General features: G+C 62.1%; 21 protein-coding genes and 2 pseudogenes. 8 read left to right on the forward strand and 15 right to left on the reverse strand.

All coding sequences use genetic code 11. From position 1 onward, the window contains the following. Positions 1-15 precede the first annotated feature (15 nt). The 7 genes and pseudogenes from AB2N04_RS05135 to AB2N04_RS05165 all read right to left on the reverse strand — a co-directional run bounded on the left by AB2N04_RS05135 (position 16) and on the right by AB2N04_RS05165 (position 8,193). Positions 16-3,004, reverse strand: a pseudogene (locus AB2N04_RS05135) (2-oxoglutarate dehydrogenase E1 component). A 111-nt stretch (positions 3,005-3,115) separates the two neighbouring features. Then, the gene (gene sucD, locus AB2N04_RS05140) at positions 3,116-4,018 is read right to left on the reverse strand and encodes a succinate--CoA ligase subunit alpha (protein WP_367717490.1); all 903 of its coding nucleotides are present in this window, start codon (positions 4,016-4,018) and stop codon (positions 3,116-3,118) included. 6 nt (positions 4,019-4,024) lie between these two features. Next, the gene (gene sucC, locus AB2N04_RS05145) at positions 4,025-5,221 is read right to left on the reverse strand and encodes an ADP-forming succinate--CoA ligase subunit beta (protein WP_367717492.1); all 1,197 of its coding nucleotides are present in this window, start codon (positions 5,219-5,221) and stop codon (positions 4,025-4,027) included. A gap of 13 nt (positions 5,222-5,234) precedes the next feature. Further along, entirely contained in the window at positions 5,235-6,200 is a 966-nt protein-coding gene (gene mdh, locus AB2N04_RS05150) for a malate dehydrogenase (protein ID WP_367717493.1), read from the reverse strand. Positions 6,201-6,567: 367 nt separating this feature from the next. Beyond that, a pseudogene (gene zapE, locus AB2N04_RS05155) lies at positions 6,568-7,747 on the reverse strand (cell division protein ZapE). A gap of 126 nt (positions 7,748-7,873) precedes the next feature. Further along, complete coding sequence (locus AB2N04_RS05160; RefSeq protein ID WP_367718744.1) at positions 7,874-8,098, reverse strand: AprI/Inh family metalloprotease inhibitor; 225 nt, start codon at positions 8,096-8,098, stop codon at positions 7,874-7,876. After that, complete coding sequence (locus AB2N04_RS05165; RefSeq protein ID WP_367717494.1) at positions 8,011-8,193, reverse strand: hypothetical protein; 183 nt, start codon at positions 8,191-8,193, stop codon at positions 8,011-8,013. Before AB2N04_RS05165 ends, AB2N04_RS05160 begins: the two co-directional genes overlap by 88 nt. A gap of 466 nt (positions 8,194-8,659) precedes the next feature. Here AB2N04_RS05165 and AB2N04_RS05170 point away from each other — a divergent pair, with 466 nt between their 5' ends. The 5 genes from AB2N04_RS05170 to AB2N04_RS05190 all read left to right on the forward strand — a co-directional run bounded on the left by AB2N04_RS05170 (position 8,660) and on the right by AB2N04_RS05190 (position 13,268). Then, on the forward strand, positions 8,660-8,821 hold the full coding sequence (locus tag AB2N04_RS05170; protein ID WP_007007536.1) for a DUF1328 family protein: 162 nt from the start codon (positions 8,660-8,662) through the stop codon (positions 8,819-8,821). Positions 8,822-8,911: 90 nt separating this feature from the next. Then, positions 8,912-9,793, forward strand: a complete 882-nt coding sequence (dapF, locus tag AB2N04_RS05175) for a diaminopimelate epimerase (protein WP_367717495.1) — start codon at positions 8,912-8,914, stop codon at positions 9,791-9,793. After that, entirely contained in the window at positions 9,794-11,077 is a 1,284-nt protein-coding gene (mtaB, locus tag AB2N04_RS05180; protein ID WP_367717496.1) for a tRNA (N(6)-L-threonylcarbamoyladenosine(37)-C(2))-methylthiotransferase MtaB, read from the forward strand. It abuts the gene before it with no gap. Positions 11,078-11,082: 5 nt separating this feature from the next. Then, positions 11,083-12,615, forward strand: a complete 1,533-nt coding sequence (gene ftsY, locus AB2N04_RS05185; protein WP_367717498.1) for a signal recognition particle-docking protein FtsY — start codon at positions 11,083-11,085, stop codon at positions 12,613-12,615. 2 nt (positions 12,616-12,617) lie between these two features. Beyond that, positions 12,618-13,268 (forward strand): septation protein A, encoded by a 651-nt coding sequence (locus tag AB2N04_RS05190; RefSeq protein WP_367717499.1) that lies wholly within the window; start codon positions 12,618-12,620, stop codon positions 13,266-13,268. Between the two features lies 1 nt (position 13,269). Here AB2N04_RS05190 and AB2N04_RS05195 read toward each other — a convergent pair whose 3' ends face one another. The 8 genes from AB2N04_RS05195 to tsaD all read right to left on the reverse strand — a co-directional run bounded on the left by AB2N04_RS05195 (position 13,270) and on the right by tsaD (position 19,371). Next, positions 13,270-14,958 carry a SulP family inorganic anion transporter gene (locus AB2N04_RS05195; RefSeq protein WP_367717501.1) on the reverse strand — a complete coding sequence of 563 codons (1,689 nt, stop codon included), beginning with the start codon at positions 14,956-14,958 and terminating at the stop codon, positions 13,270-13,272. 128 nt (positions 14,959-15,086) lie between these two features. Next, a complete protein-coding gene (locus tag AB2N04_RS05200; protein ID WP_367717503.1) occupies positions 15,087-15,359 on the reverse strand; it encodes a helix-turn-helix domain-containing protein in 273 nt (90 codons plus the stop codon). Positions 15,360-15,437: 78 nt separating this feature from the next. Continuing rightward, a complete protein-coding gene (locus AB2N04_RS05205; RefSeq protein WP_367717505.1) occupies positions 15,438-15,845 on the reverse strand; it encodes a DUF1761 domain-containing protein in 408 nt (135 codons plus the stop codon). 55 nt (positions 15,846-15,900) lie between these two features. Next, positions 15,901-16,557 (reverse strand): methyltransferase, encoded by a 657-nt coding sequence (locus tag AB2N04_RS05210; protein WP_367717506.1) that lies wholly within the window; start codon positions 16,555-16,557, stop codon positions 15,901-15,903. Between the two features lie 10 nt (positions 16,558-16,567). Further along, positions 16,568-16,993, reverse strand: coding sequence for an EVE domain-containing protein (locus AB2N04_RS05215; RefSeq protein ID WP_367718745.1), 426 nt, complete (start codon positions 16,991-16,993; stop codon positions 16,568-16,570). Then, the gene (locus tag AB2N04_RS05220; protein WP_367717508.1) at positions 16,993-17,289 is read right to left on the reverse strand and encodes a YciI-like protein; all 297 of its coding nucleotides are present in this window, start codon (positions 17,287-17,289) and stop codon (positions 16,993-16,995) included. The genes AB2N04_RS05215 and AB2N04_RS05220 overlap by 1 nt, the downstream gene beginning before the upstream one ends. A 13-nt stretch (positions 17,290-17,302) precedes the next feature. Beyond that, positions 17,303-18,289, reverse strand: coding sequence for an NAD(P)H-dependent glycerol-3-phosphate dehydrogenase (locus tag AB2N04_RS05225; RefSeq protein WP_367717509.1), 987 nt, complete (start codon positions 18,287-18,289; stop codon positions 17,303-17,305). Continuing rightward, the gene (gene tsaD, locus AB2N04_RS05230) at positions 18,286-19,371 is read right to left on the reverse strand and encodes a tRNA (adenosine(37)-N6)-threonylcarbamoyltransferase complex transferase subunit TsaD (protein WP_367717511.1); all 1,086 of its coding nucleotides are present in this window, start codon (positions 19,369-19,371) and stop codon (positions 18,286-18,288) included. Before tsaD ends, AB2N04_RS05225 begins: the two co-directional genes overlap by 4 nt. 94 nt (positions 19,372-19,465) lie before the next feature. Here tsaD and hemC point away from each other — a divergent pair, with 94 nt between their 5' ends. From hemC to AB2N04_RS05245, 3 genes are all read left to right on the forward strand, one after another. Continuing rightward, positions 19,466-20,395 carry a hydroxymethylbilane synthase gene (gene hemC, locus AB2N04_RS05235; protein WP_367717513.1) on the forward strand — a complete coding sequence of 310 codons (930 nt, stop codon included), beginning with the start codon at positions 19,466-19,468 and terminating at the stop codon, positions 20,393-20,395. A 1-nt stretch (position 20,396) separates the two neighbouring features. After that, positions 20,397-21,104 carry a uroporphyrinogen-III synthase gene (locus AB2N04_RS05240; RefSeq protein ID WP_367717514.1) on the forward strand — a complete coding sequence of 236 codons (708 nt, stop codon included), beginning with the start codon at positions 20,397-20,399 and terminating at the stop codon, positions 21,102-21,104. A gap of 151 nt (positions 21,105-21,255) precedes the next feature. Further along, complete coding sequence (locus tag AB2N04_RS05245) at positions 21,256-22,683, forward strand: COG4223 family protein (RefSeq protein WP_367717515.1); 1,428 nt, start codon at positions 21,256-21,258, stop codon at positions 22,681-22,683. Position 22,684: the final 1 nt, after the last annotated feature.

Below are 22,684 nucleotides of genomic sequence, written 5' to 3' on the forward strand. Positions count from 1 at the left end.
TTTCTCCGTCGCTTGCTATTCGCCGAGCGCGTCTTCGAGGAAAGCCTCGAGCTGCGCCAGATGCTTCGACATAAGGCCGGTGGCAGGCGATGCAGCGGCCGGACGCCCGGTGTAGCGCACGCGCGTGTTCTTGGCCTCGATGTGTTGCAGAACCCACTCCAGATACGGATCGATGAAGGACCAGGCGCCCATGTTCTTGGGCTCTTCCTGGCACCACACCATCTCCGCGTTCTTGAAGCGCGAAAGCTCGTTGATGAGAGCCTTGGCCGGGAATGGGTAAAGCTGTTCGACACGGAGAAGATAGATATCGTCGATGCCGCGCTTCTCGCGCTCTTCGTAAAGGTCGTAATAGACCTTGCCGGAGCACATCACGACGCGGCGGATCTTCGAATCCTTCACCAGCTTGATCTTCTCGCCGTCCAGATGCTCCGCATCGTCCCACAGAAGGCGATGGAACGCGCTCTCACCGGATAGTTCGGCAAGCGTGGAGACGCAGCGTTTGTGGCGCAGCAGAGACTTCGGCGTCATCAGGATGAGCGGCTTGCGGAAGTCGCGCTTCAACTGACGGCGCAGAATGTGGAAGTAGTTTGCAGGCGTCGAGCAGTATGCGACCTGCATGTTGTCTTCCGCGCACATCTGCAGCCAGCGTTCGAGGCGGGCGGAGGAGTGTTCCGGTCCCTGGCCTTCATAGCCGTGTGGCAGCAGACACACGAGGCCCGACATTCTGAGCCATTTGCGTTCGCCTGAAGAGATGAACTGGTCGAACACCACCTGTGCGCCATTGGCGAAGTCGCCGAACTGGGCTTCCCATAGCGTCAGCGCACGCGGTTCTGCAAGCGAGAAGCCGTATTCGAAACCGAGAACGGCTTCTTCGGAAAGCATCGAGTTAATGACTTCGTAATAGGCCCTGCTGCGGTCCCAGATTGTTGAGCGGGATGTAGCGGTTCTCGTCGCGCTGGTCGTAGAGCACGGAGTGGCGCTGCGAGAAGGTGCCGCGCTCCGAGTCCTGACCGGAGAGACGAACCGGGTTGCCTTCGAGAAGGATCGAGCCGAAGGCGAGCGCCTCAGCAGTTGCCCAGTCGATGCCGGCGTCCCCGTCGATCATTGTCTTGCGGTTCTTCAGGAAGCGCTGGATCGTGCGGTGGGCTTCGAAATCCTCCGGGATTTCGGTCAGCTTCTTGCCGATTTCCTTGAGTGTCTTGACGGGAACGGCTGTCTTGCCGCGGCGCTGCTCATCGGCGTGATCGGCCTTCTTCAGGCCTGACCAGACACCGTCGAGCCAGTCGGCCTTGTTGGGCTTGTAAGCCTGTCCGGCCTCGAATTCAGCTTCGAGATGGGACCGCCACTCGGAGCGCATCTTCTCAATGTCAGCCTCGGTGACAATGCCCTCTTCCAGCATCTTCTTCGCGTAGATCTCGCTCGTCGTGGTGTGCTTGCGGATCTTGCGATACATGATCGGCTGCGTGAATGCCGGCTCGTCGCCCTCGTTATGGCCGTAGCGGCGGTAGCAGAACATGTCGATGACCACCGGTTTCTGGAAGGTCATGCGGAACTCGGTCGCAACCTTTGCCGCATAGACCACCGCTTCCGGGTCGTCGCCATTCACGTGGAAGATCGGCGCTTCGATCATCTTCGCCACATCGGAAGGATAGGGCGAGGAACGCGAGAAGCGTGGATTGGTGGTGAAGCCGATCTGGTTGTTGATGATGAAATGCACGGTGCCGGCAACGCGGTGGCCGCGCAGGCCCGACAGGCCGAAACACTCCGCCACAACACCCTGACCGGCAAAGGCGGCATCGCCATGCAAGAGCAGCGGCATGACACGCGCGCGCTCTTCCGGCGGCACCACTTCCTCGCGCTTGCGGCCGAACACCTGGTCCTGCTTGGCGCGGGCCTTGCCCATCACCACCGGGTTCACGATTTCCAGATGCGAGGGGTTCGCCGTCAGCGACAGGTGGACATTGTTACCATCGAAGGCGCGGTCGGAGGAGGCGCCGAGATGATATTTCACGTCGCCCGAGCCTTCCACATCGTCAGGCGCGAAAGAGCCGCCCTTGAACTCGTGGAAGATGGCGCGGTGTGGCTTTTCCATGACCTGCGCGAGCACGTTCAGGCGGCCACGGTGGGCCATGCCGAGAACGATTTCCTTCAGGCCCATCTGGCCGCCGCGCTTGATGATCTGTTCGAGTGCGGGGATCAGCGCTTCACCGCCGTCGAGGCCGAAGCGCTTGGTGCCCTTGTATTTTACATCGATGAACTGCTCGAAGCCTTCGGCCTCGATCAGCTTCTGCAGGATCGCCTTCTTGCCGTTGGCGGTGAATTCGACGCCCTTGTCCGGGCCCTCGATGCGCTCCTGGATCCAGGCTTTCTCGGCCGGGTTGGAGATGTGCATGAACTCGACGCCCAGCGTCGAGCAGTAGGTCCGCTTCAGAATGTCGAGCATCTGGCGGATCGTGGCCGTCTCCAGACCGAGCACATGATCGATGAAGATCGGACGATCATAGTCGGCTTGGGTGAAGCCGTAGGCCTCCGGGGACAGCTCGTTATAATCTTCCAGCGGCTTGGCAATGCCCAGCGGATCGAGATCGGCATGCAGATGGCCGCGCATGCGGTAGGCGCGGATCATCATGATGGCACGGACGGAATCGCGCGTTGCCTGCAGTGTCTCTTCGGGTGAGAGCTGCGCGCCGGCCTTGGCGGCCTTTTCCTTGATCTTGCCGTCGAAATGCTTCTCGACCGCCCCCCAGTCGCCATCAAGCGCGGAGACAAGCTCGCCATTGGCGGCCTGAGGCCAGTTCTTCTTTTTCCACGAAGCGCCGGCGGCGTTCTTCTTCACATCGGCGGCGTTGTCCTTCAGCGCGCCGAAGAAGTCGCGCCAGTCTTCGCTGACGGAAGCCGGATTGTCCTGATAGCTGGCGTAGAGCTCCTCGATATAGGCGGCATTGCCACCATACAGAAACGAGGTAAGCGACATTTGGTCGTTGGCCTGATCTTGCCGTGCCATTTTGATTTCCGGAACCCGCGTTCCGGCTCCTTGGTCGCCGGCAAACGAGGCCGGACAGTCACATTGTTCCCGGCTGCCACCTGTGTGGCAAGCCGGGCTTATCGTTCTTCCTCAACCCTTGATCGCTTCGACGAGCGTCTGGCCAAGGCGCGCCGGGGAGGGCGAAACCTTGATGCCGGCTGCTTCCATCGCCGCGATCTTGTCTTCTGCGCCGCCCTTGCCGCCGGAAATCACGGCGCCTGCGTGGCCCATTGTGCGTCCGGGAGGCGCGGTGCGGCCCGCGATGAAGCCGGCCATCGGCTTCTTGCGACCCTTTTTGGCCTCGTCGCGCAGGAATTCGGCAGCTTCTTCTTCCGCCGAACCGCCGATCTCGCCGATCATCACGATGGACTTCGTCTCATCATCGGCGAGGAACATTTCCAAAACGTCGATGAATTCTGTGCCTTTGACGGGGTCGCCGCCAATGCCGACTGCGGTTGACTGGCCGAGACCTTCATTGGTCGTCTGGAACACGGCTTCATAGGTCAGCGTGCCCGAGCGCGACAGAATGCCAACGGAACCCTTCTGGAAGATGTTCCCGGGCATGATGCCGATCTTGCACTCGTTCGGTGTCAGCACACCGGGGCAGTTCGGGCCGATCAGGCGAGATTTCGACTTCTCGAGTTTCGCCTTCACCGCGACCATGTCCATCACCGGAATGCCTTCCGTGATGCAGACGATGAGCGGGATCTCGGCTTCGATGGCCTCGATGATGGCCGCACCTGCACCTGCCGGCGGAACATAGATCACGGACGCGTTGGCGCCGGTCTTTTCCTTGCCCTCTGCGACGGATGCGAAGATCGGAAGCTCTTCACCGCCCTGGCCGGTCCAGGTGGTGCCACCCTTCTTGGGGTGAATGCCGCCGACCATCTGCGTGCCATGATAGGCGAGCGCCTGTTCGGTGTGGAAGGTTCCGGTCTTGCCGGTCAGGCCCTGAACGAGAACCTTGGTGTCTTTGTTGACGAGAATGGACATCTTGGCTCAGCTTCCCTTAACGGCTGCAACGATCTTCTTGGCGGCGTCGTCGAGATCATCGGCGGCGATCACGTTGAGACCGCTCTCATTGATGATCTTCTTGCCAAGATCGACATTGGTGCCTTCGAGGCGAACCACCAGCGGAACCTTCAGGCCCACTTCCTTGACGGCAGCGACAACGCCTTCAGCGATGACGTCGCAGCGCATGATGCCGCCGAAGATGTTGACCAGAATGCCTTCCACTGCCGGGTCGGCGGTGATGATCTTGAACGCTGCCGTCACCTTCTCCTTGGTGGCGCCGCCACCGACATCGAGGAAGTTGGCAGGCTCGGCTCCGTAGAGCTTGATGATGTCCATCGTGGCCATCGCAAGACCAGCGCCGTTGACCATGCAGCCGATATTGCCGTCCAGTGCCACATAGGCGAGGTCGTATTTGGAAGCCTCGATTTCCTTCTCGTCTTCCTCGGTCGTGTCGCGCAGGGCAACCACGTCCTCGTGACGGAACAGCGCGTTGCCATCGAAGGAAACCTTGGCGTCGAGAACGCGCAGACGGCCATTTTCCATGACGATCAGCGGGTTCACTTCCAGAAGGCTCATGTCCTTCTCGGTGAAGGCCTTGTAGAGGATCGGGAACAGCGTCTCGCCGTCTTTTGCCGCGTCGCCCTCGAGCTTCAGCGCCTCGTTGAGCTTCTTCACGTCGTCACCCGTCACACCCGTTTCCGGGTCGATTGCGAGCGTGAGGATCTTCTCAGGGGTTTCTTCCGCAACGGTCTCGATGTCCATGCCGCCTTCCGTCGAGACGACGAAGGCCGGACGGCCGACCGTGCGGTCGATAAGGATCGAGAGGTAGAGCTCGCGGTCGATGTCCGCGCCGTCCTCGATATAGAGGCTGTTCACCTGCTTGCCTGCCGGGCCGGTCTGCTTGGTGACGAGCGTGTTGCCCAGCATCTCGTTGGTGTGCGCGACAACTTCCTCAACGCTTTTGGCAAGCCGCACGCCGCCCTTGGCATCGGGCCCGAGTTCGGTGAACTTGCCCTTGCCGCGCCCACCGGCGTGGATCTGGCTCTTGACCACATAGAGCGGTCCGGGAAGCTTTTTCGCGGCAGCTTCGGCTTCGCTCTTGTCGAACACCGGCACACCATCAGCCACCGGTGCGCCATAGCTCTTGAGAAGCTCTTTGGCTTGATACTCGTGAATGTTCATTGGAGGCCTACTCCTATTTTTTCAGGTTGGGCGCGATGTTGGCGCAGGCCTCGCAAAGGCCGGCAACGGCCTCGACGGACTGATCGAACATCTTCTGCTCAGACTTGTTGAGATCGATTTCGATAACGCGCTCGACACCGCCGGCGCCGATAACCGTGGGCACGCCCACATACATGTCCTTCACGCCATACTGGCCGGCAAGGTGTGCCGCGCAGGGCAGGACGCGTTTCTTGTCTTTCAGGTAGCTCTCCGCCATCGCAATGGCCGATGAGGCCGGGGCGTAGTAAGCCGAACCGGTCTTCAGAAGGCCGACGATTTCCGCGCCGCCGTCACGGGTGCGCTGCACGATTTCGTCAATTTTCTCCTTGGACGTCCAGCCCATCTTCACCAGGTCCGGGATCGGAATGCCGGCAACGGTGGAGTAGCGGGTCAGCGGAACCATGGAATCGCCGTGGCCGCCCAGCACGAAGGCCGTCACGTCTTCGACGGAGACCTTGAACTCTTCCGACAGGAAGTAGCGGAAGCGGGCCGAGTCCAGCACGCCGGCCATGCCGACCACATGGCTCTTCGGCAGGCCGGAGAACTTCTGCAGCGCCCAGACCATGGCGTCGAGCGGGTTGGTGATGCAGATCACGAAAGCGTTGGGGGCGTATTTCTTGATGCCCGCGCCAACCTGTTCCATGACCTTGAGATTGATGCCGATCAGATCGTCGCGGCTCATGCCCGGCTTGCGCGCCACACCGGCGGTGACAATGCAAACGTCCGCGCCTTCAATGGCCGCATAGTCGTTGGCGCCAACCATTTTGGCGTCGAAGCCCTCGACCGGCGAAGATTCGGCGATGTCCAGTCCCTTGCCCTGGGGGATGCCCTCGGCAATGTCGAACAGGACGACGTCGCCCAGTTCCTTCAAGCCCGCCAGATGTGCGAGCGTTCCACCGATCATGCCGGAGCCGATGAGAGCGATCTTGTCGCGTGCCATGTGGTTAGAATTCCCCCTTGTGTCGAAAGGATAGGTGGTGAGATGGATGTGTGAAGAAAATGCGCGCGTCGCGTTTTGCCTGTGTCGTGTCACACCAATGCATGGGGCCTGCTAGCTGCCGACATTCTTTTTCGAAAGTCACGGCAAATTCGTGGCAGGGCCCGCTTCTTAAGCCCCATTGGGAATAAGCATACTGGCAACGAAATTCAACCGATTCTTACGTGGTCAGGAATTTCAATCGTTTAGACATCAGTGGAATTACGTAAACGTAAGAATTATGCCTCATAATTGTGCAGTATCTCTGGTCCCGGAAGCGTTTCACGTATGGAAATCGGTTTGACGCTGCCATGCCGCGCCATCATTGCGGCTACCATGATGCCGTTTCGGTGGTTTTCGCGCCGGTCCGTTCAAGCCAGTCCCGGCTTTGCATCTCCATCAGGCGGGAAACGGTTCGGTCGAACTCGAATGCTTCGGTGCCGTTTGCAGCTGAATAAAGCGCACCGGGTGGCGTTTCAGCGGATATAAAGAGCCGCGCTTCGGCATCGTAAAGCGTGTCGATCAGAAGAATGAAGCGTTTGGCTTCATTCCGGCGCTGAAGATCCATCGCTGGAACATGATCGATGAAGATCGTGTCGAAAGCCGAGGCAATCGCCAGATAATCGCGCGCGCCAAGCGGCTTTTCGCAAAGGTCTGAGAAGGTGAAACGGGCGGCTGTACCGGATGCCAGCGGCACTGGAACGCTGCGACCCTTGACCTTGAGTTCCGTGGGTTCAACGTCCCCGCCATCCACGACCGCCTTCCAGGCCTCGTCCATCTGTTGCCGGGCTTTGGCGTCGTCCGGTGTCATGTAGACAGGGAGGCGATTGAGCTTCTGCATCCGGTAGTCGGTCTCGATATCCAGTTCCAGGATGCGGGTGTGTTTTTTGAGGATCTCCACGAACGGCAGGAAAAGTCCGCGGTTGAGCCCGTCCCGGTAAAGGTCGTCGGGAGCCACATTGGAGGTGGCGACCAGCACCACTCCTTGTTCGAACAACGCAGAAAAGAGGCGAGAGAGAATCATCGCATCGGCAATGTCGGTCACGGTGAACTCGTCGAAGCCCAGCACCCAGGGCCTCTTTTGCCAGAGCCGCCGCCACGGGCGGAATCGGATCGGTCTCCTGTGTATCGCCCGCTTTCAGTGCGGCACGGTGACGGCCGATGCGATCATGCACGTCTGCCATGAAGTCGTTGAAATGCGCGCGGCGTTTGTGGTCCACGGGCACGAGCTCATGAAACATGTCCATGAGCATGGTCTTGCCGCGTCCCACGCCGCCATGGACATAGAGCCCGCGTATCGGTTCACGCGCGGGCTTGCGTTTGGCAAACAGCCAGCCCAGCGCGCTTGATTTGCGCGCAAGTCGCTTGTCGCTGATCTCCGCGATCAGCCGATCGAGTGCTGCAGCAATCTTTTCCTGCGCCGGATCGCGCGCGATCCGGCCCGTCTCAACGAGGTGGTCATAGCGTTGCGTGACGGAAGGGTGAGTTACGAGGCCGTCACGCAAAGTCATGTCAGGCTTTCAGCTTGGCCCATCGGCCGAATGTTGTTGATCGTCCGGAGCGTTTCGGCGAAACGCTCCACTGTTGCGCAATACCGAAGTCCAAGCGGCTTCCCTGTGTCCTGAAACCGTCCCGAATCAACGCGAAAGCGAAATGGGCTGCCCGCTGCTGGTCTGACCATCAAAGCGGCCTGAGCCGGATGAGTAGAGGGTTGCAAGAACGCTGCCATTGGCGTCGTAAAAAGCAAGCTGTTTGCCTTCGACATTCCACGATTTCACGCCATCGATCGGAGCCGGACAACGCAACGGGGCCCCGCGCGGTATCCGGAACCGAATTTGGTCTGCGGCGTGGCAACACGGCAGGACTGACCGGCAACATTGACACTCCAGACACCGGCCACGCTACCGGTGGAAACCTCGGGCGCATTGGCGGCGGCATTCGGATCCACTGCAGCCATCTGCGTTTCCTGCTGGGGAGCTTCTGGGAATTGCGACGTGGTGGTCGGGCTCGAGGGCGGCGGCAACTGATTGGAGGTCACGGTGCCGGATGGAGCGGACGGCAACGGTGCGGGCGCCTGGCTGCTGGCTGGCGAGAAGCGGCCGCTTGTACAGCCAGCCAGGGCAAGGGCCATCAGCGATACAGCCAAGACTGCGGTTTTTGTGTGGGGCATCCCGTTTCTCCGTCGAACTGTCTACTGCACTGAAGCGCACGCAGGCTCCAATTGAAATGCCAGATGGTGGCAATTCTCTCCGATTATAACAGCCTACCCTTGGTTAAGAACCTGTTTCTCCCATGTGAGAGAAGAACTGTTTCCATTTGGCAACACCTTGCGATGCCGCGCGAAACGGCCGGCGGAACTCTCCACCCGGTTACTGCGTTGAATGATCTCCAGCGGCTTTGGCCGCAAGAAGTGAGGGTGAACAATGCTGAAATGGATTCTGATTCTGCTCATCGTCGCCGCTGTTGCGGGTCTGCTTGGAATGAACAGTCTCGCGGGAGCTGCGATGACCGGAGCGAAAGTGCTGATCGCGGTGGTGCTTGTTCTGTTCCTGCTGGCGGTGCTTGGCATCGTGGCGATTGCCTGATTTCACGGGTGAATGATGAGGCTGTTCGTCTGGTAATTTTGCCTGTCATCAGCCATATAGGCGCCTGAGACATAAGGTTTTGGAGCCATCATGGCGCTTGAGGCAGCATTCGCGAAGATGAACGGCCTCGGCAACGCGATCATCGTTGCCGACATGCGCGGGCGTGCGGATCGGGTCTCGCCCGACGCAGCCCGGGCGCTTAACGTCGATCCCGCAACGCGTTTTGACCAGATCATGGCGATCCACGATCCGCGCGTTGCGGGCACACACAACTATATCGAAATTATCAATTCCGATGGCAGCCAGGCGCAGGCCTGCGGCAATGGTACACGCTGTGTGGTGCAGGCGCTTGCGGCAGAAACCGGCCAGAAAGTTTTTACCTTCCAGACCGTTGCCGGCATCCTCAATGCCGAGGAGCATGAAGACGGGCTGATCTCCGTCGATATGGGCAGACCGCGCTTTGGCTGGCAGGAGATTCCGCTTGCCGAAGAGTTTCGCGACACGCGCATGATCGAATTGCAGGCCGGGCCCATCGACGCGCCGGTTCTGCACTCGCCTTCCGTTGCTTCCATGGGCAACCCCCATGCTATTTTCTGGGTGGCGGGTGATGTCAATGATTACGATCTGGAGCGTTTCGGCCCGCTTCTGGAAAATCATCCCATTTTCCCTGAACGTGCCAATATTTCCCTCGCACAGGTGACGGGCGAAAATGCGCTGAACCTGCGCACATGGGAACGCGGGGCGGGGCTCACGCTTGCCTGCGGCTCGGCTGCCTGTGCGGCTGCGGTCTCGGCGGCGCGTACGGGCCGCACCGGGCGTCGGGTCACCGTCTCCGTACTGGGTGGTCCGCTTGATATCCTGTGGCGAGAGGATGACCATGTCATCATGACCGGCCCCGCCGAATGGGAGTTCTCCGGGCGTTTCGACCCCGCCACCGGCGCGTGGGAGCGTGAGACCGAGGGAGCGGCCTGAATGGCGGTGGATGTTCTGACATTCGGTTGTCGGCTCAATGCCTACGAGTCCGAAGTGATCAAGCGCGAGGCGAAGGATGCCGGGCTTGAAGAGCTGAAAGGCGGTGCCGTGGTCGTCAACACCTGCGCCGTCACGGGTGAGGCGGTGCGGCAGGCGCGCCAGGCGATCCGCAAGGCACGCCGCGAGAACCCCGATGCCCGCATCATCGTTACCGGCTGCGCGGCTCAGACGGAGCCGGGCACCTTCGACGCCATGGATGAGGTCGACCTTGTTCTCGGCAATGAGGAAAAGCTCAAGGCTCACAATTACCGCGCCCTGCCGGATTTCGGCGTGAACCAGTTCGAGAAGGTGCGCGTCAACGACATCATGGAAGTGCGCGAGACCGCATCGCATATGGTTGAGTCCATCGAGGGCCGCGCCCGCGCCTTCGTGCAGGTCCAGAATGGCTGCGATCACCGCTGCACCTTCTGCATCATTCCTTATGGTAGGGGCAATTCCCGCTCGGTGCCCATGGGAGCGGTGGTGGATCAGGTGCGTCAGCTCGTCGGCAATGGCTATGGCGAAGTGGTGCTCACGGGCGTGGACCTGACAAGCTTCGGGGCAGACCTGCCGGGCAGCCCGCGCCTGGGGCGTCTTGTGGCTGCCATTCTGCGCGAGGTGCCGGAGCTGAAACGCCTGCGTCTTTCCTCCATCGATTCCATCGAGGCGGACGACGAGCTGATGCACGCGCTGGCGGAGGAGGAACGGCTGATGCCGCATCTCCATCTTTCGCTGCAGCATGGCGACGACATGATCCTGAAGCGCATGAAGCGCCGTCATCTGCGTGCGGACGCGATCGCGTTTTGCGAGCGGGTGCGTGCGCTCCGGCCCGATGCCGTGTTCGGCGCAGACATCATTGCCGGTTTTCCCACCGAGACGGATGCCATGTTCGAGAACTCGCTGAAGATCGTCGAGGAATGCGGGCTCACGCATCTTCACGTGTTTCCTTTCAGCCCGCGCGAAGGCACGCCGGCAGCACGCATGCCGCAGCTCGACCGCGCGCTGGTGAAGGAGCGCGCCGCGCGCCTTCGCGCTGTTGGCGATGCGGCCTATGCACGCCATCTTGCCTCGCTTGATGGCACGCGCCAGCGCATTTTGATCGAGCGGCCCGGGCTTGGCCGCACGGAGGGGTTCACCCTGGCTGCGCTTGAGGGTGCAATGCCGGGGGATATTGTCGAGGTGCGGATCACCGGCCACGACGGAGAGCGGCTCACTGCGGTCGCCGTCACACGGGAAGCGGCATAGCAGGCATGGCATTCGGATTTATCAAGAAGGTCTTCTCCTTTGGCAAGAAAGAGGTCGAAGAGACCAAGCCCGATGAGGCGGAAGAGATAGACGCCACGGAGACTGCTGCTGCCACGCAGGCAGTTGAGGCCTTGACGGGCGAAAAGCCCGCGCCAGAGCCTGAGCCAGAGGTCGAAGAACCGGACGCAGCGCCCGCGACCCCTTCTCCCCGTGAACGGGGAGAAGGTGAGGATGAGGGGCAGCGCGACGCTTACGATATCACGCCTGCAGCCGAAGCCGCGCCAACATCGCCAACCGAAGGAGCAGGCCCCTCATCCGACCCTTCGGGCCACCTTCTCCCCGCAGGCGGGGAGAAGGAAGCGGAGCCTGCTAGCGAGGTAGCGGAAGAGACTGTTGCCGAGGAAACCCCGGAACCGAAGGCAGAAAAACCAGACGCAACGCCCGCGACTCCTTCTCCCCGTGAACGGGGAGAAGGTGAGGATGAGGGGCGTGGCGCTGCGGTGGATTTAGAAGCGCGGTCACCCGATGCCGCGCCAGCCGTGGCCGCCGGCAAGATCGCCATTTCCAAATCCGTCGAGCGCGTGGAAGAGAAGGCTATCGCGCCGGAAGCGCCTGAGCCGCGCAAGCCATGGTTCCAGCGTCTGCGTGAAGGGCTGTCGCGTTCATCGCGGGAGCTGCGCGATTCCATTTCCGGCATCTTTACAAAGCGCAAGCTGGACGACGACACGCTGCAGGATCTGGAAGACGTGTTGCTGCGTGCCGATCTTGGCCTTGAGACCGCCATGCGCGTCACCGATGCGCTGGCGTCGGGCCGCTATGGCAAGGATGTGTCGGGCGAAGAAGTGCAGGCCGTCATGGCCGAGGAAATCGAGAAGGTGCTGGCGCCGGTCGCCATGCCGCTCGAACTCGACCTGTCGCACAAGCCGCATGTCATTCTCGTGGTTGGCGTCAACGGCACGGGCAAGACGACCACCATCGGAAAGCTGGCCGCAAAGCTCACCGAGGGCGGGCTCAAGGTCACACTGGGTGCCGGCGACACGTTCCGTGCCGCGGCAATCGAGCAGTTGAAGATATGGGGCGAGCGCACCGGCTCGCCGGTCGTTTCTTCAAAACTCGGCGCAGATGCGGCGGGTCTCGCCTATGACGCCTTTGAAAAGGCGAAGGAAGCCGGCTCCGATGTGCTGATCATCGACACCGCTGGCCGCCTGCAGAACAAGACGGAGCTGATGGCGGAGCTCGAAAAGATCGTGCGCGTGCTCGGCAAGCACGATCCGGATGCGCCGCACACCGTCCTCCAGACGGTCGATGCCACCACCGGGCAGAACGCCCTTAATCAGGTCGAAATCTTCCGCAATGTTGCTGGCGTCAACGGCCTGGTCATGACCAAGCTCGACGGCACGGCACGCGGCGGAATCCTTGTTTCCATCGCCGCCAAGCACAAGCTGCCGGTCTATTTCATCGGCGTCGGCGAACAGGTCGACGATCTGGAGCCCTTCTCGGCGAGCGATTTCGCCAAGGCGATTGCAGGAGTTCAGTAAGCGTGAGCGAGAAACCCATTTTCGAACGCGACCCCGCCGATCCCAAACGCAAGGAGATCAACCCGCTCTTAAAGCTGGCGCTGGAGCTGGGGCCGCTCATGGTGTTCTTCTTCGCCAATTCGCGCGGCGAATGGCTGGTGGAGCGTTTCCCCGCACTGGCGGAGCTCGGTGGCCCGTTGTTCGTTGCAACCGCACTCTTCATGGCGGCCACGGCCATTGCGCTCACAGCCTCATGGATTCTCACCCGCACGCTGCCCATCATGCCCCTTGTATCTGGCGTGGTGGTGTTCGTGTTCGGCGCGTTGACGCTCTACCTGCACAGCGAAATCTTCATCAAGATGAAGCCGACCATCGTCAACACGCTGTTCGGTGTTGTGCTTCTGGGCGGTCTCGCCTTCGGCAAATCGCTGCTTGGCTATGTGTTCGATTCCGCCTTCAAGCTGGATGCGGAAGGCTGGCGCAAGCTCACCCTGCGCTGGGGCCTGTTCTTCATCTTCCTGGCGGTGGTCAACGAGGTGGTGTGGCGCATGTTCTCCACCGACACCTGGGTCGCCTTCAAGGTGTGGGGCATCATGCCGATCACGATCCTCTTCACGATGAGCCAGATGCCGCTCATCATGAAGCATTCGGTGGAAGAAGAGCCAACGAAATAAGCTATTCGGCAGCATCCCGGCTTGCCGCAGCGATGGCGTCGTCCAGCCGAGTGTAGAATCGCAGCGCCGGCGGTTTTAGCCCGTGTGTGTGCAGCAATTTTCGCACCGGCTGGCTCGCCCCCGCGAGATAGACATTCGTTCCCTGCCGGCGTGCCTTGCGCACGAAACCCTCGATGGTCGCGGCGGCGGTCGAATCGAGAAGGTTCACCGCCTCGATGTCGATGACATAGGCTTTCGGCTGACCGCCGGTCCGGTCGAGCGCTGAGCCCACCGCTGCTGCCGCGCCGAAAAAGAACGCCCCGGAAATACGGTAGATCACGACATCGTCGTCGGTTGCGATCCCGGCGTTGTTTGGCTGCTCGCCGCTGTCTGGCTGGTCGGTTGGCGAGGCAGTACCATGCTCCACGCGCACCGCTTCCGACATGCGGTGCAGAAAGAGCAGCGCGCCGAGGCCAAAGCCCACCAGAATGCCCTCGGTCAGGTCGCGGAACACCACCAGCAGAAACGTCACGAGAAGCACCACCGCATCGCCCCACGAGGAGCGCAGCAGCGCGGTAAACTGGTGTTTTTCCGCCATGTTCCAGGCCACCACGGCTAGAATGGCGGCAAGGGCCGAAAGCGGGATGAAACGGGCCAGCGGTGCGGCCACCAGCATGAATGTCAGAAGAAACAGCGAATGCAGCATGCCCGAAACGGGCCCGCGCGCGCCTGCTCGCACATTGGCTGCCGTGCGCGCGATGGTGCCCGTCACGCAGAAACCGCCGAAAAGCGCCGAACCGATATTGGCCGCGCCCTGCGCCACCAGTTCGCTGTTGGAGCGGTGCCTGTGGCCCGTCATGGAATCAGCCACAACTGCCGAAAGCAGGCTCTCAATGCCGCCCAGAAGCGCAAAGGAGAAAGCGGCGGGCAGAACCGCCATGATCTTTTCCGTGCTCAGATCCGGCAAATGCGGGGCAGGCAGCATTTGCGGAATACCGCCGAATCGCGAGCCGATGGTTTCCACCGGCAGGCCCAGCGCCGAGGCGACCAGCGTGGCCGCCACCACGGCGATCAGAAAGCCCGGCCAGTGCGGCCGCCAGCGGCGCAGCCCGACGATCACCGCCACCGAGCCGAGCGCCAGCAGAAGCGCTGCGGCGTTCACCGTCGGCGCGGCCTGCGCCAGCGCCTGCAGCTTGGGGATGAAAGGTCCGGGTTCCGCGCCCGTCAGCGTCAGGCCGAAGAAATCCTTGAGCTGGCTCGTCAGGATGATGACGGCGATGCCCGAGGTGAAACCCACGGTGACGGGGTAGGGCACATATTTAATGAAGTTGCCCAGCCTCAGGAGACCAATGGAAAGCAGGATGAAACCGGAGAGGAAGGTGGCGAGGATCAGCCCGTCCATGCCGTGCGCCTGCACCGTGGCAAAAACGAGCACGATGAACGCGCCCGCCGGGCCGCCGATCTGAAACCGGCTGCCACCAAGCGCTGAAACCAGAAAGCCGCCGACAATGGCGGTGTAAAGCCCGCGCTCCGGCGGCACGCCCGAAGCGATGGCGATGGCCATGGACAAGGGCAGGGCGATGATGGCCACCGTCAGGCCGGCAATGATGTCGGTCCTGAGCGCGGCAAGGCCGTAGCCCTCGCGCAGCACGGTCAGCAGTTTGGGGGTGAACAGCGCAGTGAAACCCGGGCGCGTGGCGCTCGCCTGCATGGGAAAGCCTCATACCATCGGCAGCGGTAGGCCGTCGGCGTTTTGCAGGCGGTCGCCGTTGCGTTCTCATTGTCTCCCGCAGTTCCGGACGCAAAACCGGCTTCCAATTTTGCTGGAACTGCGTTGTCTCAGACGGATTTTGCCTTTGTCGGGGTCGGCTCCCTGAAGCGCACGCCGCGTCCGGTGCCGGTGCTGGGCACATGGTCGCCGATCAGCTCGATGCCGGCTGCCCCCAGCGCCTCGACCACCTTGGAAAGCGTGTCGACCACACCGCGCACATTGCCTTCGCTTGCCTCCATCCTCTGGATGGTCGGCAGGGAAACGCCCGAAAGCTCGGCCAGCTGCTTCTGGTCGATGCCCAAAAGGGCTCGGGCGGCGCGCATCTGTGCTGCGGTTATCATTGGCGCTCCGTCTTTGGATGCATATACAGTCTTTTAGTATTGATGTCTAGGACATCAATAGTGATGGTTTTAAGCTGATCAGACGCCGAAGAGCCCAATCACGCCGCCCATGATGAGTGCGACGCCCAGCCAATGGCCGGCGTCGATCAGGGTCAGGTCCCAGCCAAAGCCTTCATAGCGCTGGTTGACGGCCACGGTCGTGGCCATGAAACCCAGCCAGACGAAGGCTCCTGAGACGATGCCGTTCCAGAACGTGACCTGCCCGGCGCCGAGGTGACCGATCACGCCGGCCAGCACCCATGCCATGATCAGTTCGGCCACGAAGGAGGTGATGAAGAGCGATGTATTCATCTTCGCTTCTTCGGGCTTGATGCGTGCGGCCTTCATCCACGGTTTGCCGAGCGTGCCGTAATAAACGGCGCCGAACATGAACGCTGCGATGGCGGCAACGAGGATGGCGAGATAGTTGAGACCGGCGAAATCCATCATATCCTCCTCGGGTGTGCTGGACGGTGGATTGAACCCGCACCCCGGTATGCGGTCAAGCGAATTGCCAGACCGTCGTGCGCTTCACCTCTGCATCTTCCAGCGCTCGGGTCACCGGCACGGTGTAGGACGCGAGCTCGGTAAGGCGTGTGCGCGGCAGGTAGCTGCGACCGGGGTCGCCGACAATGACCGTCGAGCCTGCTTGTGACAGGCTCTCGAGCCATGGCACCAGCGTGTCGGTCATCGCCCGGTCGTAGAACACGTCGCCGGCAAGCACCACGTCCCATTCGCCCGCAGTACCGGTGAGGTCGTTCTGCGTGGTTTCAAACGGCACATCGTTTGCCGCCATGTTCAGCGCACAGGCCGGTGCGCTGAACGGGTCTATGTCCGCTGCCAGAACGCCTTTCGCGCCGGCCTTCATGGCGGCGATGGCGACAAGCCCGGAACCGGTCGCAAAGTCGAGAACGCTTTTCCCGCGCACGGTTGCGGGATGATCGAGGATATAGCGGGCAAGCCCCTGCCCGCCGGCCCAGGCAAAGGCCCAGAAGGGGGGAGGCAGGCCGATCCCGGCGAGTTCCTCTTCGGTACGCTGCCACAGATCGTGCGCCTCATCGGCCAGATGAAGCACGATCTCGGGCACATGCGGCGGGCGCGTCAGCGCCGTGTTGGCTTGGATGAACGCCGCCGCACTGTCCGGGCTGATGCGCTTCATGAGCGCTTTCTCAGGGAATTTTCTTGAGGCCGCCCATGCGGCAGATCTCGGCCCATTCGTCCGGTCGCACCGGTTGCACGGAAAGCCTCGAATTGTTGACCAGGATCATCTCCGAGAGCATCGGATTGGCCTTGATCTCGGCAAGTGTGACCGGGCGGGGCATGTCCTCGACAGCGCGGATGTCCACGCATTCCCAGCGCGGGTCATCCGTCGTGGTGTCGGGATGCGCGAGCGCACACACTTCCACGATGCCCACCACGGAAGTTTCCTTGACCGAGTGGTAGAAGAAGCCGAGATCGCCGAGTTTCATCTCGCGCATGTTGTTGCGTGCCTGATAGTTGCGCACGCCGTCCCACTGCTCGCCTTCGGCCCCCTTTTTCTTCTGCATCTCCCACGACCAGGTGGAAGGCTCGGACTTGAACAGCCAATAGGCCATCATGCATTCTCCGGATTGTTGAAGACCCAGTTCCAGGCCCGTATTTCAACGGATTCGAAGAGGCCCGCAAGGGCATAGGGGTCGGCGTTGGCGATCAACTCCGCTGCGGCTTCATCTTCAGCCTCCACCGCAACGAGGCTGCCGCAGGGTTTGCCTTCCTCATCGAGAAAGGGACCGGCGAATTTCAGCGCGCCGTTTTCATTGAGCCCGTTGAGATAGCTTACATGTTCGGGCCGGGTGCTCATGCGTGTTTCCAGATGGCCAGGCTTGTCCCGGCAGATGATGGCGAAGATCATGATTTCCCCCTTGTCAGGTTTCGCTCTTGAGCGGACGAGATAGCAGCCCTTCCATGGCGGCCTGCACGGTCAGCCTGCCTTTGAGAAGCTCTGTCACGCTTTCGATGATGGGCGCTTCGAGGCCGCGTTCACGCACGATGCGCGCGGCAATCCCCGCCGTGTGTGCGCCTTCGGCAAGCGGCCGGCCTTCAAGGCTTTCGCCACGTCCCAGTGCGGCGCCATAGGCAAAATTGCGCGATTGCTCCGAGCCGCAGGTCAGGATCAGGTCACCGAGGCCGGAAAGCCCCATCAGCGTGTCGGGACGCGCTCCGAAGGCCTCGCCGATGCGGCGCAGCTCCACGAAACCACGGGTGATCAGCGCTGCCGATGCGCTGGCGCCGAGCCCGGCTCCGTGTGTCGCGCCGGCGGCAATGGCCAGAACGTTCTTCAACGCGCCGCCGATCTCCACGCCTGTCAGATCGTCGGTCGAATAGCAACGCAGGCGCGGCGCGGAGAGCTGTTCGGCAAGTTTCACCGCCAGATCGGCATTCTTTGTCGCCACGGTCACGGCGGTCGGCAGGCCGCGCGCCAGATCACTGGCGAAGCTCGGGCCGGACAGCGCGGCGACAGGGTTTTCCGGCAGTATCTCGGAGGCAATTTCGGACATGAGCCTGCCTGTCTCTCGCTCAATGCCCTTGGCGCAAAGGACAACCGGAACGCCCTTTGGCACATGCGGGCCGGCATCGGCAAGAACCGCTCGCAGGCTTTGCGCCGGCGTCACGGCAAGGATACAGTCGGCATCCGCGAGTGCCTTCTGTTTGTCGCTGGTTGCAGCAAGCTTTGGATCAAGCGCGATTCCTGGCAGATATCGGCTGTTGATGTGATCGGCGTTGATGGCCTGGGCCAGCGCACCATCGCGTGCCCAGAGCCTTGCGGTGTGGCCGCCCGTCAACATGGTGGTGCCGAGCGCAGTGCCCCATGCGCCCGCGCCCAGAACCGCTATGGTCCATGGTTTTCTCATGCCTTGGCTCCACGTTTCCCGGCGCCGAAAAGCGGTGCTGCTGCCTGATCCAGTGGCCAGCGCGGGCGTGGCGCAAACCCGAGTGCGTCTTCTTCTTCAAGGCCGGCTTCGAGCCTTTCCAGACCGGCCCAGGCGATCATCGCGGCATTGTCTCCGCACAGGCGCAGCGGCGGGGCGATGAGTCGGAACCCGGCATTGCCGCAGAGTGTATCGAGTGCCGCGCGGATCGCCTGATTGGCCGCGACACCGCCTGCCACCACAAGGGCCGGGGTTTCGAGGCCGGGGTGCGTTTCGCGGAAGCGTGCGAGACTGCGTTCCACCCGGTCGGTCAATGTCTCCGTGACGGCCTGTTGAAACGAGGCGCAGATGTCTGCGATGTCTCTTTCGCTGAGCGGTGCAAGCGCGGTGGCTTCCCGACGCACCGCTGTTTTGAGACCGGAGAAAGAGAAATCCGGCCGTGCTTCGCCTTTCAGTGGACGCGGGAAGGCAAAGCGTTTGGGGTCGCCGCCGGCTGCCGCCTTTTCCACGCTCGGGCCGCCGGGATAGGGCAGGCCGAGGAGCTTGGCGGTCTTGTCGAATGCCTCGCCCAGCGCATCGTCAATGGTTGAGGCCCAGCGCTGATACCGCCCGACACCCTCGACATGAACGATCTGCGTGTGCCCGCCGGAAACGAGCAGAAGCAGATAGGGAAAAGTGATCCCGTCGGTCAGCCGCGCCGTCAGCGCATGGCCTTCCAGATGATTGACCGGAATGAGCGTCGTGCCGCTCGCAGCCGCGATCGCCTTGGCGGTCGTCAGGCCCACGATCAGGCCGCCGATGAGGCCGGGGCCGGCGGTTGTGGCTATTGCGTCGATCCCGTCGAGCGAGAGACCGGCTTCATCCAGGGCCGCCTTTATCACCCCGTCCAGCGCTTCCACATGGGCGCGGGCTGCAATTTCCGGCACCACGCCGCCAAAGGCGGCATGATCGTCAATCTGGCTCAAAACCACATTGGACAGGATTTCCGTCCTGCCGCCGGCTTTCTCGATCACAGCCGCCGCCGTCTCGTCGCAACTCGTCTCGATGCCAAGGATGCGCGTCATTCAGCCTTACCCGCTCATGTTGCCGTCGCAGCCAATCCCCGTTAGGGGTGTGGTGCATCCGGTTCGGATGCGGGGTTAGCACGGACATGACGGCATGCAAACTGATGTGGTGAAGATCGGAACGCGCGGAAGCGCTCTGGCGGTGGCTCAGGCAGCAGAGGTGCGCGCGCGCCTCATGGCGGCACACGGCTTGCCAGAAGAGGCGTTTGAGATCGTCGTCATCTCCACCTCCGGCGACCAGATTCAGGACCGCCCGCTCTCCCAGGCCGGCGGGAAGGGGCTTTTCACCAAGGAAATCGAGGAGGCGATGCTCGATGGCCGCATCGATCTGGCCGTGCATTCCTCCAAGGATATGCCCACCGTCCTGCCCGACGGGCTCGAAATCTCCGCGTTTCTTGAGCGCGAGGATGTGCGCGACGTTTTCATCGGGCGCTCCATCGCCAAACTTGAGGATCTGCCGCAGGGCGCCAAGCTCGGCACCTCTTCGCTGCGCCGTCAGGCGCTGGTGCTTCGTCTTCGCCCCGATCTCGACGTGGGCATGTTTCGCGGCAATGTGCAGACGCGTCTGCGCAAGCTGGAAGAAGGTGTTGCCGAGGGCACGCTTCTGGCGCTCGCCGGACTCAACCGGCTGGGCATGCCGCATATAGCGACCGAGGTGATGGACCCCGAACGTTTCCCGCCCGCACTCGGGCAGGGCGCGATCTGTATCGAAAGCCGCATCGGTGATGCGCGCATCGGCCCGATGATCGCGGCGATCCATCATGCCGAGACTGGTGACGCGCTTCTCTGCGAGCGGGCCTTTCTTGGTGCGCTGGACGGTTCCTGCCGCACGCCCATTGCGGGCCTTGCCCGCATAGAGGGCGACAGGTTGCGTTTCTCCGGCCTGATCCTCACGCCTGAGGGCCGTGAGACCCATGAGATCGCGACCGAAGGCCTGAAGGTGGATGCCGTGCGCCTTGGCGCGGAGGCGGGCGCGGAAATCCGCGAGAAGGCCGGCACACGGTTCTTCGACAGCTGGCAGTGAGATGCGGCGGGTGCTGGTCACGCGCCCCGAACCGGGCGCTTCGGAGACTGCCGCCAGGCTCGTCAGAATGGGTTTCGAGCCGATCGTTCTGCCGCTGACGGAGATCGTGCCGCTGCACCCTGCCGCTTCCGTTGGGAAGGTGGATGTGGTGGCTGTCACCAGCCCCAATGCCATCCGCCATGCGCCGCGATCCACACTCGACGCCTTGAGAGGCAAACCCGTCTTTGCCGTGGGAAGCCGTACCGGTGACGCCGCACGTGCTGCCGGGCTCAATGTGGTTGATGACGAGGCGGGCGATGCGGAGAGGCTGGCAGCGCGCATCGATGCCGCTTTCACAATCCCCGCCCATGCAACGGTGCTTTGCGGGCGTGTGCGCCGCGACGTGCTGGAAACGCGGCTTGTTGAAGCGGGCCACCACCCGCATCTGATCGAGATTTACGACACGCTGCCGCTTGAGCCTGCCGAGAGGGCTGTTCAAGAGGTGATCGGCGAGCGGCGGGTCGACGATGTGCTGCTGCATTCGGCCAATGGCGCGGCTCAGCTCACGCGCCTGATGGAGCGGTCGGATATTGGAACAAAATTGGCGGCTGCGACATTTTATTGTCTTTCAGAGCGTATTGCCGGGGTTTTGGGACAGGATGCAGCGAAAAATGCCCGAATCGCGGATTTTCCATCGGAAGACCGTCTGCTCATTCTGCTAAAGACGTAACACCAATCGTGCGCGCCCCTGTTTTCACCACATAGGGGTGTGATAGGAACTTATATGCACTGCACATAGTGCAGGACCCAGCCTTTTGCAGCGGAGTTGCCTGATGGTCAAAACGCCGAGAACGCGTCATTCCAAAACCCGAAAGGAGCCAGTGACCATCGATCTGGATCCCGATCAGGTGAAAAAGGAGAGGGTCGACAAGCCTGACGCGCCCGGCCAGACAGGCAAGCAGGACGCACCGAAATCCGCGGGAGCCAAGCCGGAGGCGCCCAAATCGGAAGCGTCCGCCAAGCCCTCTGCTGCTGCCTCTTCAAAAGATGAGAAGGCCACCGCAGCAGCCAAAGACAAGGCCGCGGGCAGGGACGCCGGATTTGGACGCGAGGCAAAGGCGGGTGAGGCGAGCGCCAAGAGGGCGGACGCGGAGAAGAAATCCGAAGAGGCTCGGGCTTCCGCGCCTGCGCCTTCCAAAAGCGGTGGCGGTGCCGGTCGTGCGCTTGCCGGGGGTGTTGTTGGCGGTGTTGTGGCGCTGGCACTGGCCGGTGGATTGCAATGGGCGGGTATGCTGCCGGCTCCCGACAGGGGCAGTGATGCCGCCGATCCTGCGGTGGAGGCGCTGCGCCAGCAGGTGTCTGCCCTTGAGACCAGACTGAACGAGCAGCCCGTTTCCGGGGGCAACACCGAGGCTGTCGAGGCCGCTTTGAGCGAAGCGCGTGAGCGTGCCGGTGCGACCGAAGAGCGGCTCTCAGAACTGGGCAATGAGATCGCGGCGCTACGGGAATCGATTTCTTCGGGTGAAGCCGGCGAGGGGCCGGGGCTCGAGGCAATTTCGACCCGGCTCGCTGCACTTGAGGAGCAGACACAAAACCTCTCGGAAAACGGAGAAGCTGGAGCCGCGCTCGACGATGTGACCTCACGCATCTCTTCCATCGAAGCCGGCGTTCAGGAAGCATCCGAGGCAGCGCGCACGGCGAGCCAGGCGGCGTCTGACAATGCCGAGGCCCTCTCCACGATCAGGAGCGATGTTGATGCACTGAAGGCGCAGGCCGAGGAAGCCGATGCTGCGCCGCGCATGGCGCTGGTCATCGCCGCGACCACGCTCAAATCCGCGGTGGAGCGCGGCACGCCCTATGCCAGCGAGCTTGAAACCTACACCGCCATCGCACCCGAGGGCGAGGCTGAAGCGCTTGCGCCGCTTGAGGCCAACGCGAAAACCGGCGTGCCAAGCCGCGCGGCGCTCGCGGCCGAGGCACCCGAAGCGGCGAGCCGCATCGTTGCTGCGGTGACACGTCAGGCCGGTGACGGCGAGGGCGGCATCATCGACAATCTGATGGCCAGCGCCCGCTCGCTCGTGGTGGTGCGACCGGTGGGTAGCGTCGAAGGCGACGGGGCGGATGCGATCGCCGCACGCATGGAGGCGGCGGTTGTTGCCAATGACTACGAGAAGGCGCTCGCCGAATACGAGACGCTTCCGGAAGCTGGCAAGCAGGCTGCAGCCGATTTCGCCGAAAGGCTTCGTGCCCGCCAGACCGCTGACCAGATATTAAACAGGGCGCTCGCTGATGCGCTGAAGGGGGCATAAG

Source organism: Nitratireductor sp. GISD-1A_MAKvit, from assembly GCF_040819555.1.
Classification (GTDB): domain Bacteria; phylum Pseudomonadota; class Alphaproteobacteria; order Rhizobiales; family Rhizobiaceae; genus Nitratireductor.

What these genes read in the sequence shown, in the direction of transcription:
- AB2N04_RS05170 (WP_007007536.1), top strand. Translation starts at nt 8,660, where the DNA reads ATGCTGAAATGGATTCTGATTCTGCTCATCGTCGCCGCTGTTGCGGGT.
- AB2N04_RS05200 (WP_367717503.1), bottom strand. Translation starts at nt 15,359, where the DNA reads ATGATAACCGCAGCACAGATGCGCGCCGCCCGAGCCCTTTTGGGCATC.
- AB2N04_RS05240 (WP_367717514.1), top strand. Translation starts at nt 20,397, where the DNA reads ATGCGGCGGGTGCTGGTCACGCGCCCCGAACCGGGCGCTTCGGAGACT.
- mtaB (WP_367717496.1), top strand. Translation starts at nt 9,794, where the DNA reads ATGGCGGTGGATGTTCTGACATTCGGTTGTCGGCTCAATGCCTACGAG.
- mdh (WP_367717493.1), bottom strand. Translation starts at nt 6,200, where the DNA reads ATGGCACGCGACAAGATCGCTCTCATCGGCTCCGGCATGATCGGTGGA.
- AB2N04_RS05205 (WP_367717505.1), bottom strand. Translation starts at nt 15,845, where the DNA reads ATGGATTTCGCCGGTCTCAACTATCTCGCCATCCTCGTTGCCGCCATC.
- AB2N04_RS05215 (WP_367718745.1), bottom strand. Translation starts at nt 16,993, where the DNA reads ATGGCCTATTGGCTGTTCAAGTCCGAGCCTTCCACCTGGTCGTGGGAG.
- AB2N04_RS05165 (WP_367717494.1), bottom strand. Translation starts at nt 8,193, where the DNA reads ATGGCTGCAGTGGATCCGAATGCCGCCGCCAATGCGCCCGAGGTTTCC.
- AB2N04_RS05210 (WP_367717506.1), bottom strand. Translation starts at nt 16,557, where the DNA reads ATGAAGCGCATCAGCCCGGACAGTGCGGCGGCGTTCATCCAAGCCAAC.
- AB2N04_RS05195 (WP_367717501.1), bottom strand. Translation starts at nt 14,958, where the DNA reads ATGCAGGCGAGCGCCACGCGCCCGGGTTTCACTGCGCTGTTCACCCCC.
- AB2N04_RS05220 (WP_367717508.1), bottom strand. Translation starts at nt 17,289, where the DNA reads ATGATCTTCGCCATCATCTGCCGGGACAAGCCTGGCCATCTGGAAACA.
- dapF (WP_367717495.1), top strand. Translation starts at nt 8,912, where the DNA reads ATGGCGCTTGAGGCAGCATTCGCGAAGATGAACGGCCTCGGCAACGCG.
- ftsY (WP_367717498.1), top strand. Translation starts at nt 11,083, where the DNA reads ATGGCATTCGGATTTATCAAGAAGGTCTTCTCCTTTGGCAAGAAAGAG.
- sucD (WP_367717490.1), bottom strand. Translation starts at nt 4,018, where the DNA reads ATGTCCATTCTCGTCAACAAAGACACCAAGGTTCTCGTTCAGGGCCTG.
- hemC (WP_367717513.1), top strand. Translation starts at nt 19,466, where the DNA reads ATGCAAACTGATGTGGTGAAGATCGGAACGCGCGGAAGCGCTCTGGCG.
- tsaD (WP_367717511.1), bottom strand. Translation starts at nt 19,371, where the DNA reads ATGACGCGCATCCTTGGCATCGAGACGAGTTGCGACGAGACGGCGGCG.
- sucC (WP_367717492.1), bottom strand. Translation starts at nt 5,221, where the DNA reads ATGAACATTCACGAGTATCAAGCCAAAGAGCTTCTCAAGAGCTATGGC.
- AB2N04_RS05225 (WP_367717509.1), bottom strand. Translation starts at nt 18,289, where the DNA reads ATGAGAAAACCATGGACCATAGCGGTTCTGGGCGCGGGCGCATGGGGC.